12 protein-coding genes are annotated in these 11324 nt (G+C 75.4%); 5 read left to right on the forward strand and 7 right to left on the reverse strand.

Features of this window, described 5'->3' with window-relative positions:
- The first annotated feature begins 174 nt into the window (after positions 1-174).
- The 3 genes from ACW0Q9_RS24320 to ACW0Q9_RS24330 all read left to right on the forward strand — a co-directional run bounded on the left by ACW0Q9_RS24320 (position 175) and on the right by ACW0Q9_RS24330 (position 1941).
- Complete coding sequence (locus tag ACW0Q9_RS24320; protein WP_456185045.1) at positions 175-678, forward strand: SigE family RNA polymerase sigma factor; 504 nt, start codon at positions 175-177, stop codon at positions 676-678.
- Positions 675-1400, forward strand: coding sequence for a hypothetical protein (locus ACW0Q9_RS24325; protein WP_456185047.1), 726 nt, complete (start codon positions 675-677; stop codon positions 1398-1400). The genes ACW0Q9_RS24320 and ACW0Q9_RS24325 overlap by 4 nt, the downstream gene beginning before the upstream one ends.
- 82 nt (positions 1401-1482) lie before the next feature.
- A complete protein-coding gene (locus ACW0Q9_RS24330; RefSeq protein WP_456185049.1) occupies positions 1483-1941 on the forward strand; it encodes a DUF5709 domain-containing protein in 459 nt (152 codons plus the stop codon).
- Between the two features lie 33 nt (positions 1942-1974).
- Here ACW0Q9_RS24330 and ACW0Q9_RS24335 read toward each other — a convergent pair whose 3' ends face one another.
- Positions 1975-2679, reverse strand: a complete 705-nt coding sequence (locus tag ACW0Q9_RS24335; protein ID WP_456185051.1) for a hypothetical protein — start codon at positions 2677-2679, stop codon at positions 1975-1977.
- Positions 2680-2898: 219 nt separating this feature from the next.
- On the opposite strand from ACW0Q9_RS24335, the gene ACW0Q9_RS24340 reads away from it, so the two are divergent.
- Both ACW0Q9_RS24340 and ACW0Q9_RS24345 read left to right on the forward strand, forming a co-directional pair.
- Entirely contained in the window at positions 2899-4971 is a 2073-nt protein-coding gene (locus tag ACW0Q9_RS24340; protein WP_456185053.1) for a phosphocholine-specific phospholipase C, read from the forward strand.
- Positions 4972-5138: 167 nt separating this feature from the next.
- Positions 5139-5894, forward strand: a complete 756-nt coding sequence (locus ACW0Q9_RS24345) for an alpha/beta fold hydrolase (RefSeq protein WP_456185055.1) — start codon at positions 5139-5141, stop codon at positions 5892-5894.
- Positions 5895-5908: 14 nt separating this feature from the next.
- Here ACW0Q9_RS24345 and ACW0Q9_RS24350 read toward each other — a convergent pair whose 3' ends face one another.
- From ACW0Q9_RS24350 to ACW0Q9_RS24375, 6 genes are read right to left on the reverse strand one after another with little or no spacing between them, the layout of a single operon-like run.
- Positions 5909-6718, reverse strand: a complete 810-nt coding sequence (locus ACW0Q9_RS24350; protein ID WP_456185057.1) for a class I SAM-dependent methyltransferase — start codon at positions 6716-6718, stop codon at positions 5909-5911.
- A complete protein-coding gene (locus ACW0Q9_RS24355; protein WP_456185059.1) occupies positions 6699-7523 on the reverse strand; it encodes an ABC transporter ATP-binding protein in 825 nt (274 codons plus the stop codon). Before ACW0Q9_RS24355 ends, ACW0Q9_RS24350 begins: the two co-directional genes overlap by 20 nt.
- A complete protein-coding gene (locus ACW0Q9_RS24360; RefSeq protein ID WP_456185061.1) occupies positions 7523-8266 on the reverse strand; it encodes an ABC transporter ATP-binding protein in 744 nt (247 codons plus the stop codon). Before ACW0Q9_RS24360 ends, ACW0Q9_RS24355 begins: the two co-directional genes overlap by 1 nt.
- A complete protein-coding gene (locus ACW0Q9_RS24365; RefSeq protein WP_456185063.1) occupies positions 8263-9273 on the reverse strand; it encodes a branched-chain amino acid ABC transporter permease in 1011 nt (336 codons plus the stop codon). Before ACW0Q9_RS24365 ends, ACW0Q9_RS24360 begins: the two co-directional genes overlap by 4 nt.
- Complete coding sequence (locus tag ACW0Q9_RS24370; protein ID WP_456185065.1) at positions 9270-10163, reverse strand: branched-chain amino acid ABC transporter permease; 894 nt, start codon at positions 10161-10163, stop codon at positions 9270-9272. Before ACW0Q9_RS24370 ends, ACW0Q9_RS24365 begins: the two co-directional genes overlap by 4 nt.
- Positions 10160-11308, reverse strand: a complete 1149-nt coding sequence (locus ACW0Q9_RS24375) for an ABC transporter substrate-binding protein (protein WP_456185067.1) — start codon at positions 11306-11308, stop codon at positions 10160-10162. The genes ACW0Q9_RS24370 and ACW0Q9_RS24375 overlap by 4 nt, the downstream gene beginning before the upstream one ends.
- Positions 11309-11324 lie beyond the last annotated feature (16 nt).

Here is an 11324-nt window from a genome sequence, read left to right on the forward strand (position 1 = left end):
GTCCCGCCACCGCGAGCCCGGCCCACGGTCGTCGTCATGTCCGTCTCCCCTCGTCCTCCGGGTGGTGCGCAGCGAGGAGGACGGGTGAGCCGATGACAAAGTTGGTCCGGCGGGGACTCAACCTTTCGCCCGCCTCACCCGTCCTGTCCCAGGTGGGATGGGGAGAGGTCGGGCATGGCCCGGGGTGACGCGGAGTTCGTCGAGTTCGCCACGGCGGCGTCCGCGCGGCTGGTGCACGCCGCCTACCTGATGACGGGGAACCATCACCAGGCCGAGGACGCGGCCCAGACGGCGCTGGTCCGCACCTACGCGTCGTGGTCCCGGATCCGCGGTGGCGACCCGTACGGCTACGCCCGGTCGGTGCTGGTGAACCACCTCGTCGACACCTGGCGGCGGCCGATCCGGGAGTACCCGACCGAGGACCTCCCGGAGCAGCGTCGCGGCGACGTGGCGGACGAGGTGGCGACCCGGCGGTGGCTGCTCGGCATCCTGCGCACCCTGACCGCGCGCGAGCGGGCCGTCGTCGTCCTGCGCTACTACTTCGACCTTCCGGAGGCACAGGTGGCCCGTGAACTCGACGTCTCGGTGGGGACGATCAAGAGCACCGGTTCCCGCGCCCTGGAGAAGCTGCGCACCGCGGGACTCGCCGCGCCGGAGCCGGAGGGGACGCGCCGATGAACGAGGTGGACGAGCTGCGCCGGGCCATGCGGGCGACCGAGCGGGCCGACCGTCCCGGACTCGACCTGACCGGGATCATGCGGGAGGGCCGGCGGGTGCGTCGCCGCCGGCGGGTCGCCGGGACCGGCGCGGCGGCGGTGGCGGTGGCCGCGGTGTTCCTCGGCGTCGGCGGGAGGGTGGCGCGGACCCGCCTGCCGGAACCCCCGGCGGCGGTGGTCACCGTGCCCGCCGTCACCCCGGCGGCGACCGCCGACCCCGGCCCGTCGGAACCCCGGCCCCGCCCGGTCGGCACGGTGGTGGCCAGCGGCATCCGGTACGGCGCCGACGAGCGGGTGTTCTACGTCGTCCCCGTCGACGTGCCCGACCTGCCCGGGGTGACGATCGGCCTGGTCGCCGGCCGGCGCTCCCCCGCCGGCGAACTGACCTCCGACTTCCTGGTCAACGACGTGGCCGGCAGCGACCGCCGGCCGGGGTTCCACCAGATCGGCTACGACCAGCACGGACGGGTGCCCACCGACGCCCCGGTGCCCACGTTCGGATACTTCGTCGGGCCGGCCGCGCGGATCGTCGGCACCGTCGACGGCCGGCAGGTCGAGGCCCGGCTGGCCCGGTGGAGCGAGGACGCCCGACTGGTGATCTTCTGGTTCGACCCGGCGGTGCTCGCTCCCGGGACGCCGCTGGACGGGATCGTCGCCCGCGACGGCCGGGGGCGGAAGCTCTGACCACCCCCCGTGCTCGTCGCCGGTCGGGCGGCGGTTCTAGGCTGGGGCGGCAGTGCCGGGCGTCGACCAGGGAGGGATCGCCATGAGCCAGACGGAGCGTACCGATTTCGCGGACGAGTGGAACGTGGCCGAGGACGACGGCGTCCTGGACGCCTCGGACACCCTCGACGACCGGACCGGGGATCCCCTCGACACCGGCATCGTGGCCGCCGACCACTGGGCGGGGGCGAACCGGTTCGGCACCACGCCCGCCGAGGAGCGGGCCGGCGAGTCCCTCGCCCAGCTGCTCGCCCAGGAGGAACCGGACATCGACCCGTACGCCGAGGTGACCGACGACGAGGACGAGCTGACCCGCCGGGGCTACGAGCGGGAGGCGCGGACGGGACGCCTGGTCGCCGACGACGAGGGCCTCGGCGAGGACGAGCAGGCGGACGCGGTCGCCTGGGACGCCGGCATCGACGGGGGCGCGGCCAGCGCCGAGGAGGCCGCCATGCACCTGGTCGACGACCCGAACGGCCCGGGGGACGGCCCGCTGCGGTGACGCGCGGCTGAGGCCCCCGTCCCGTCGGACCGGTCAGCAGTTCTCGCCGTCGTCCCAGTTCAGCTTGCCGCGACCGAACGGCACCACGCCCGGCTTCAGGGTCTGCGGGATGGTCCAGGCGCCCGACGCCACGTACCAGGGCCCGCAGGTGCCGGGGAGGGCCAGGCGCATCGTCCAGGTCGGCGACGACCGGTCGAGGTAGCGCACCTGGGACCCGTACCGCGTCGCGCCGCCGTCCGCCGTGCGGCGGTAGGTGGCCCAGAAGACCCGGATGCGCTCGCCCGGGCACAGCTGGTCGGTCCACTCCCCGTCGGTCCGGGCCGCGACCTTGACCTCGCCGTCGGTGAAGACCTGCACCACGTCCACCACGCCGGCCGGGGTGCAGCTCACCCGGGGGCTGCCGGTCGTCGCGCGGGGTCGCGGGGCCGCGCCGGCGGTCGACCGGGCCGGCGCCGGCCGCCGCGTCGGGGTCGACGCGCGGGTGGGCGTGGCCGTGGGAGTCGGCGGGCCCGCCGGGACCGGAGCGGCGCTCGGGGTGGCGGCGGTCGGCGACGGCGAGGCGGTCGGCGCGGCGACGGCCCGGGCCACCGGCCGCTCCGGATCGGGACCGGTCACCACGACCACGGTGAACGCCCCCGCCAGGGCTGCGGCGAGCCCGGCCGCCGGCAGCAGCCAGCGCCGCCGGGGCCGGCCGGCCCCGGGTACGTCGGGGGTGGTGGCGTCCAGCGGCTCGGACATGCGGGCTCCGGAGGGGCGGAGGCGAGGGCTCGCCAGGGTGCGTGGATCCTACGGTCCACGACCGCGACCGACGGACGCCGGCCCGCACCACCGCGCCGGCGAGGGGCGACGGCTCGACCGGCGTTGGCGCAACGCTCGCGTTCCGGACATGCCAGGTCCACCTGGCGCCCATAGCGTGCACCCGCCAATCATTCGGCGTCAGTCAGGTGGTGCACTCTCATGGCAAGTGTCGACCGTCGGAAATTCCTGAAGATGATGAGCGCTCCGGTGGCGGCGGCCGCCCTGCCGGTGGACTTCAGCAAGGCCCTCGCCATCCCGGCGAACAACCGGACCAGCTCGATCGAGGACGTCGAGCACGTCATCTTCCTCATGCAGGAGAACCGGTCCTTCGACCACTTCTTCGGCACGATGCGCGGCGTCCGAGGCTTCGCGGACCCGCACCCGGTGCCGCTGCCCTCCGGCCGCAGCGTCTGGCACCAGCCGAACGGCTCCGCGGACCTGCTGCCCTTCCGGCCCGAGGTGCCCGACCTCGGGCAGACCTTCCTGCCGGACCCGCCGCACGGCTGGGCCGACACCCACGGCGCCTGGAACGGCGGCCGGTACGACCGGTGGGTGCCCAACAAGGGCGTGGTCACCATGACCCACCACACGCGCGGCGATCTGCCGTACCACTTCGCCCTCGCGGACGCCTTCACCGTCTGCGACAACTACCACTGCTCGGTGCTGGCCTCGACCGACCCCAACCGCTACCACATGTGGACCGGCTGGGTCGGCAACGACGGCAGGGCCGGTGGTCCCGTCATCGACAACGCCGAGGCGGGCTACGACTGGTCGACGTACCCGGAGCGGCTGGAGCGCGCCGGCGTCTCCTGGAAGGTCTACCAGGACGTCGGCCTGGGGCTGACCGCCGAGGGCTACTGGGGCTGGACCGGGGACCCGTTCATCGGCAACTACGGGGACAACTCGCTGCTCTACTTCCACCAGTACCAGAACGCCCGGCCCGGCACCCCGCTGGCGGACCGGGCGAAGACCGGCACCGAGATCCTGACGCAGGACCGCTCCCCCGAGGCGCTGCTCGCCGACTTCCGGCGGGACGTGGCGAACGGGACGCTGCCGCAGGTGTCCTGGATCGTCGCGCCGGAGGCCTACAGCGAGCACCCGAACTGGGGTCCCGACTACGGCGCCTGGTACATGTCCCAGGTCGTCGACATCCTGGCCGGCCACCCCGAGGTCTGGAGCAGGATGGCCCTGTTCATCACCTACGACGAGGAGGGCGGCTTCTTCGACCACGTGGTGCCGCCGACGCCGCCGCAGAGCCGCGCCGAGGGCCTGTCCACCGTGCCGACGACCAACGAGATCTTCCCCGGCGACGGCCGGCGCGCCGCCGGCCCGTACGGCCTCGGCATCCGGGTGCCGATGATCGTCGTCTCGCCGTGGACCCGGGGCGGCTGGGTCAACTCGCAGGTGTTCGACCACACGTCGCTGATCCGCTTCCTGGAGGCCCGGTTCGCCAAGGGCAACGCGGACCTGGTCGAGTCCAACATCACGCCGTGGCGCCGCGCCGTGGTCGGCGACCTGACCAGCGCGTTCGACTTCCGGACCCCGAACGCCTCGCCGCGGGTGACGCTGCCGGACACCGCCGACCTCAAGCCGGTCGACCTCACCCGCCAGCCCGACGAGGTGCCGGTGCCGCCGGCCGACCCGCGCCTGCCCGGCCAGGAGCGCGGGGTACGGCCCGCCCGGGCCATCCCGTACACCCTGCACGTGGACGGGCGGGCCGCCGGCACCTCGTTCCACCTCGACTTCCGCAACTCCGGTGGCGCCACCGGCGTCTTCGGAGTCCGCTCGGCCGACCCGGCCCAGCCGCCCCGCACCTACACGGTGGAGCCGGGCCGGCAGGTGAGCGACGCCTGGGACGCCACCGCCGGTTACGACCTCCAGGTGCACGGCCCCAACGGCTTCTTCCGCCGCTTCACCGGCGGCGCGGGCGCCGGTGTCGACGTCCGGGCGCGGTACGACGAGCGCGGCCACGAGGTCGACCTGACCCTGGTGAACCGGGGCGCGAAGCGGGTCGAGGTGACCGTCGCCGACCGCTACTCGGCACGGCGGACCCGGCTGTCGTTGAAGCCGGGCGAGACGACGTCGCCGTCCTGGCCGCTGTCGCGGACGCACGGCTGGTACGACCTGACCGTCGCGCTCTCCGCCGACGCCGCCTTCGCGGCCCGGTACGCCGGTCACGTGGAGAACGGCAGGCCCAGCATCAGCGACCCGGCCATGGGCGGCCTGGTCTGATCTCCCTCTCCGCGCGGACCGCCCGAGGTGACCGTCCACCCCCGACCCGGGGGCGGGCGGTCACCTCGGGCGCCAGCGTGCGTCGCCTATCCGACGCCGGTGTTCCCTCGCACGGCCGGCAGGCCGTTCACTGTCGCCACATCGCACCGGCGGAAGGGGACTCCGACATGACGATCAGCCACCACACCGTCGGTCACGGGCCGCACCGGGTGCTGGCCCTGCACGGCTGGTTCGGGTCGGCGCAGGGCTGGGGCTGGCTGCCGGAGCTGATCGACGTCGAGCGGTTCACCTGGGCGTTCCTCGACTACCGGGGCTACGGCGCGCGCACCGGCGTCGCCGGCGAGCACACCCTCGCCGAGATCTCCCGGGACGCCCTGGACCTGGTCGACTCCCTCGGCTGGGACACCTTCTCGGTGGTCGGGCACTCCATGGGTGGCAGCGCCGCCCAGCGGGTCCTCGCCGACGCCCCCGGCCGGGTGGCCCGCCTCGTCGGCATCAGCCCGGTCCCGGCCGGCGGGGTGCCGTTCGACCTGCAAAGCTGGACGCTGTTCGACGGCGCCGCCGCCAACCCGGCCAACCGGCGCGCGATCATCGACCTCACCACCGGCAACCGGCTGTCCGGCCGCTGGCTGGACGAGCTGGTCCGGTTCTCCCTGACCCACTCCACCCCGGAGGCGTTCGGCGCGTACCTCACGGCGTGGGCGCGGACCGACTTCACCGACGAGGTGAAGGGCAACCCCGTGCCGGCGCTCGCCGTGGTCGGCGAGCACGACCCCGCGCTGGGCGCCGACGCGATGCGCGAGACCTGGCTGCGCCACTACCCCAACGCCCGGCTCGAGGTCCTCGCCAACGCCGGCCACTACGCCATGTACGAGACGCCGGTGCGGTTGGCGACGGTGATCGAGGAGTTCCTCGGGCGGTGAGGCGGGGCCGGCCCTCACCGCGCCGCCGGCCGCCGGCCCCGGGTCGACACGAACTGGTACGACATCACGGCGAACCCCGGATCCCGCAGGAGCTTGCGGAACGCCTCCAGCTGACCCGGCGACAACCCCGCGTCGAGCAGCTCCGGCTCCAGCTGCCGGGAGTTCGTCCCGTACAGCGACGCGCCGAGGGTGCCTCCGGGCCAGCTCTGCGAGTGGGTGACCGTGTCCACCTCGACCAGCCCGGCCGCCGCCAGTTCCCCGTGCACGTCCTGCGCCCAGGCCAGATCCGCGCCGTGGCGCTGCAGGATGTCGAGCATCGCGTCGGTCACCTGGGCGAAGAGCTTCGCCGCGTCGTCGCTCGGCGCGGTCAGCACCCGCAGCGGCGCGGTGCAGTCGAACTCCTCGACCACCAGCCACCCGCCCGGGGCCAGCGCGCCGGCCAGCGAGGCAAGCACGCGCCGCCGCTCCGGCAGGTGCAGCAGCACCAGCCGCGCGTGGATCAGGTCGAAGGCGTCGCCGGGCGGCGGCTCGGTGCGCACGTCGTGCCGGCGTACGTCGAGGTTGCCGGTCGGGGTGAGGTGGGCGGTGTCGAGGTCGGTGGCCAGCACCCGGCCGCCGGGGCCGACCGCGCGGGCCAGGCTGCGGGCGACCGAGCCGCCGCCGGCGCCGACCTCCCAGCACCGGCCGCCCGGGGCGAGCACCGGCGGGGCGATCCGGCGCGCGGTGATCGGGTCCAGGAAGGACTCCAGCGCCCGCAGCTGGGGCACAGCCTCCGGGGAGCCGTTGTCGAAGGCGTAGTCGGTGTCAGGCTCGTGGGTCGGCATCGTTCCTCATCCCTGTCGCAGCGGGTCGGGTCAGGTGCCCGGCGTCGGGCCAGAGCCCGGGCACCGGTCGGGGAGCCGGCGGCTCCGGGACCGCGGCGACGCTGAGCATCGCCGCCAGGACGTCCGGGTCGGCCCGGGCCTCGTGCACCGGCCGGTCGTAGACCACCCGGCCGTACTCCAGCACCGCGATCCGGTCCGCCACCTCGACGGCGTGCCGGAGCTGCTGTTCGACGAGCAGCACGGTCAGCCCGGTCCGGGCCAGCGTGCCGACCAGCTCCCGCACCCGGGCCGCCAGGTCGGGGGCGAGCCCCTCGCACGGCTCGTCGAGCAGCAGCAGCCGGGGCTGGCCGAGCAGGGCCCGCGCGATGGCCAGCATCTGCTGCTCGCCGCCGGACAACTGGTCGCCGCGGTGGCGCAGCCGCGAGCCCAGGCGGGGCAGCAGCTCCAGGATCCGGGCCACCGTCCAGCCCTCGCCGCCGGGCGTGGCGGCCCGCCACGGCGCGGCCGCCAGGACCAGGTGCTCGGCCACGGTCAACCGGGAGAAGACCCGCCGGCCCTGCGGGACCAGGCCGACGCCGGACCGGGCGATCCGGTGCGGCTGCCGGCCGGCGACCTGCACGCCGCCGATCTCGATCCGCCCGGAGTACGGCCGCACCAGGCCGGCGATGCTGTGCACCAGCGTGCTCTTGCCCGCGCCGTTGCGCCCCACCACCGCCTGGACGGTGCCGGTCCGCACGTCGAGACTCACCTCGTGCAGCACCGTGCCGCCCGCGTAGCCGGCGCGGAGCCGGTCGACCCGCAACATCAGGCCACCCCCTCGGCGTACGCCTCGCGGACCGGGCCGGAGGCGCGGATCTGGGCCGGCGTCCCGGTGGCCAGCGTCCGGCCGTCGCGCAGCACGGTCACCGTGTCGCAGAGCGCGTAGACCAGGTCCAGCCGGTGCTCGACCAGCAGCACCGCGACCGCCCGGGGCAGCGTCCGCAGGAACTCCACGAGCCACCCGACCTCGACGGCGGACAGCCCCGCGGCCGGCTCGTCGAGCAGCAGCAGCCGGGGCCGGCCGGCCAGCCCCATGGCGATCTCCACCTGCCGGCGCTGCCCATGCGCGAGCTGTCCGGCCGGGATCGCGGCGATCTCGCCCAGGCCGACCCGCGCCAGCAGCGCGTCCGCCGTGCGGCCGGCCGCCCGTCGGCGCGCCGACGGGTGCCACCGGCCCGGCCGGACCGCCCGGGGCAGCGCGGCGACCAGCACGTTCTCCCGCACGGTCAGCGTCGACCAGACGGCGGGACGCTGGTGGATCCGCCCGATCCCCCGACGACACCGAGCGGCCGGGCCCAGCCGGGTGACGTCCCGGCCGGCCAGCAGCACCCGACCGCCGCCGGCCCGGGTCGACCCGCCCAGCACGTCCAGCAGGGTCGTCTTGCCGGCGCCGTTCGGCCCGATCAGCGCGTGCCGCTGGCCCGGCGCGATCCGCAGGTCGGCGCCGTCCAGCGCGGCCAGCGACCCGTACCGGACGGTGATCCCGTGGGCGGACAGCAGCGGGGTCATGCGCGTGCTCCCGTCGTCGTCGGGCGGTCCGGGGCGGGACGGCGGGCCGGAACGGACGGGTGCAGCCGGCCGCGTACCGCCGGGCGGCGCACGCCGTCGGGGAGCAGGTGGACGGCGGCGACGAACGCCAGCCCGAGCACCAGCGGCGCCTGCCCGGGGAGCACGCCGAAGAGCCAGTCCCGGGCGGCCACCACGAGCGCGGCGCCGACCAGCGCGCCGCCCACCGAGGCGGTGCCGCCGATCACCACGCCGAGCAGCAGCAGGGCGGAGGTGTCGAAGCCGAAGTCGGCCGGCGAGACGAACTGCTGGGCCACCACCAGCAGGGAGCCGGCGGCGCCCGCGACCGCCCCGGCGGCGACGTGCACGCCCGCCACGTGGACCGGCACCCGGTGGCCGCTGGCCCGCAGCCGTGCCTCGTCGTCCCGGCCGGCCCGCAGCAGCAGCCCGACCCGGGTGCGCAGGACCAGCAGCACCACGCCGACCAGGGCGGCGACGACCACCAGGGTGTACAGGTAGCGGGCCTGGTCGGTGGCCAGCACCGGCATCCCCCACAGTGGACGGGACGCGGTGACGCCGGCCAGCCCGTCGGTGCCGCCGGTCACCGACCGCCAGCGCCCGACGACGGTCACCGCGAGTTCGCCGACCGCCAGGGTGATCATGAGGAGCACCACTCCCCGCGCGGAGACCACCAGCGGGACGGTCACCGCGGCCAGCGCCGCGCCGGCCGCCGCCGCGACGCCCAGGTGCACCAGGCCGACGTCGGAGAGCCGGCTGCCGACGACCGCGCTGGCGTAGGCGCCCGCCGCGTAGGGGGCGGTCTGGCCGAGGGTGGGCAGGCCCGCGACGCCGGTGAGCAGGGCGACGCTCACCGCCACCAGGCCGAGCGCCAGGGTGCGGGCGAGCAGCGCGACCGTGTAGTCGTCGACCGTCCACGGCGCCAGCACGAGGGCGGCCACGACCACGGCGGCGACACTCCGGCGCAGCGCGCGGACGGCCTGCCGCCTCACGTCGTCCTCCGCGCCGTGGCGAGGCCCCGGGCCCGGACCGCGAGCACCGCCGCCATGGCGGCGAAGAGCAGGAACGGTGCGGCCGACGGGGCGAGCGCGACGCCCAGGGTCTGGATCTGACCGACGGCCAGCGCGGCGAGCAGGGTGCCGGTCATCGAGCCGAGGCCACCGAGGACGACGACCACCAGGGAGAGCAGCAGCACGGCGTCGGCGGTGTCCGGCCCGGGACCGATGATCGGCGCGCCGAGCACGCCCGCGGCGCCGGCCAGCGCCCCGGCGGCCGCGAGCACGCCGACCCGGATCCGGACCGGGCTCACCCCGAGGACGGCGACCATCTCGGCGTCGTCGACCGCCGCGCGGACCAGCATCCCGGCCCGGGTGCGCCGCACCACGAGGTGGATGAGGACGGCGAGCAGCGCGGCGACGACGATGAACACCAACCGGTACGCCGCGTAGCGGTGACCGGCGACGGCCACCGACCCGTCCAGCACGGCGGGGACGCGCACCGGCGGGTCGTCCGGCCCGAAGGCGCCCACCAGCAGGCTCCCGCCGGCCAGCGCCACCCCGAAGGTCAGCAGCGCCTGGGTGAGGTGGTTGCGCGCGGCGACCCGGGTGAGCAGCCCGGCGACCAGCGCGCCGGACGCGGTGGCGGCCACCACCCCGACGGCCAGCGCCAGCGCCAGGCTCGGCCAGCCGCCGTCCAGCAGCGCCGCCGCGGTGTAGCCGCCGATCGCGTAGAGGGTGCCGTGCGCCAGGTTGAGGATGCCGGCGACGCCGAAGCAGAGCACCAGCCCCGCGGCAGCGACGAAGACCAGCAGCCCGTAGGCGACCCCGTCCAGGGCGGGGACGACGTACGGGTCGAACCGGATGCCGGCGGCCACCACGGTCACCCGCCGACGGTGGCGAGGTCGCCCACCACGGTGTTGGACAGCGCCCGGCCGTCCTGGCGGACCTGGCGCAGGTACCACTTCTGCACGGGCGCGTGGGTGGTCGGCGAGAACTGCCAGGTGCCCCGCGGGCTGGCGATCTGGCCGAGCTGGCCGATGGCCGCGTTGACCCGCTCCGGGGTCGGGTCGTCCCCGGCCGCCGCGATGGCCCGGTCCAGCACGGCCGCCGCGTCGTAGGAGGCCATGGCGTAGGTCGTCGGGGAGCCGTCGTGCTCGGCCTTCCAGGCGGCCACGAAGGCCCGGTTCTCCGCGTTGTCGAGGTCCGGCGAGTAGTTGAGCACCGAGAAGATGTCCCGGGCCGCCTCGCCCTGCGCGTTGAGCACGCCCCCCTCGGTCAGGAAACCGGCGGCGTAGAGCGGCAGGTCCTTCACCTCCGACTGGGCGTACTGCTTGACGAAGTCGACGGCGGCACTGCCGGCGTAGAACGTGTAGACGGCGTCCGCCCCGGAGGCCTTGATCCGCGCGAAGTACGGGGTGAAGTTGGTGGTCGTCGGGAACGGGGTGAAGGTGGTCCTGCCGTCCGGGTTGGCCAGCTTGCCGCCGGCCTTCGCGAAGGCCTCGGTGAAGCCGCGCAGCTCGTCCCAGCCGCCCTGGTAGTCCGGGCCGATGGCGTAGACGCTGCCCTTGACGTCGTCGCGCACGTGCTGGGCGATCGCCTCCCCCGGCTCGTCGGACAGGTAGGAGGTGTGCCAGACCCGGGACACGTCCTTCAGCTCCGGCCGGCCGTTGGAGCCGACGAACGGCACCTTCGTCTCGTTGAGCAGCGGGTAGACCGCGGCCACCGAGCCGCCGCCGACGACGCCGGTCAGCGCGACCACCCGGTCCTGCTTGAGCAGCTTCGTGGCGGCGGGCACCGCGGTCGCCGCGCCGTTGCCCTCGTCGGCGACCACGAGTTCCACCTCCCGGCCGCCGAGCTTGCCGTCGTGGGTGGACAGGTAGAGCTGGAAACCGTCGCGGATGTCCTTGCCGACCGCCTGGTACGTGCCGGAGAGCGACGCCAGCAGGCCGATCTTGACGGACCCGCCGGGGCCGGCGGCGCCCTGGTCGTCGGCGCACGCGGGCGCGGCGAGCAGGACGAGGGCGAGCAGCGCCGCGGTGCGGGCA

The organism is Micromonospora sp. I033 (assembly GCF_053890995.1).

Bases quoted from the DNA above. Each gene is read 5' to 3' on its own strand.
- ACW0Q9_RS24320 (WP_456185045.1), top strand. From the start codon at position 175: ATGGCCCGGGGTGACGCGGAGTTCGTCGAGTTCGCCACGGCGGCGTCC.
- ACW0Q9_RS24325 (WP_456185047.1), top strand. From the start codon at position 675: ATGAACGAGGTGGACGAGCTGCGCCGGGCCATGCGGGCGACCGAGCGG.
- ACW0Q9_RS24330 (WP_456185049.1), top strand. From the start codon at position 1,483: ATGAGCCAGACGGAGCGTACCGATTTCGCGGACGAGTGGAACGTGGCC.
- ACW0Q9_RS24335 (WP_456185051.1), bottom strand. From the start codon at position 2,679: ATGTCCGAGCCGCTGGACGCCACCACCCCCGACGTACCCGGGGCCGGC.
- ACW0Q9_RS24340 (WP_456185053.1), top strand. From the start codon at position 2,899: ATGGCAAGTGTCGACCGTCGGAAATTCCTGAAGATGATGAGCGCTCCG.
- ACW0Q9_RS24345 (WP_456185055.1), top strand. From the start codon at position 5,139: ATGACGATCAGCCACCACACCGTCGGTCACGGGCCGCACCGGGTGCTG.
- ACW0Q9_RS24350 (WP_456185057.1), bottom strand. From the start codon at position 6,718: ATGCCGACCCACGAGCCTGACACCGACTACGCCTTCGACAACGGCTCC.
- ACW0Q9_RS24355 (WP_456185059.1), bottom strand. From the start codon at position 7,523: ATGTTGCGGGTCGACCGGCTCCGCGCCGGCTACGCGGGCGGCACGGTG.
- ACW0Q9_RS24360 (WP_456185061.1), bottom strand. From the start codon at position 8,266: ATGACCCCGCTGCTGTCCGCCCACGGGATCACCGTCCGGTACGGGTCG.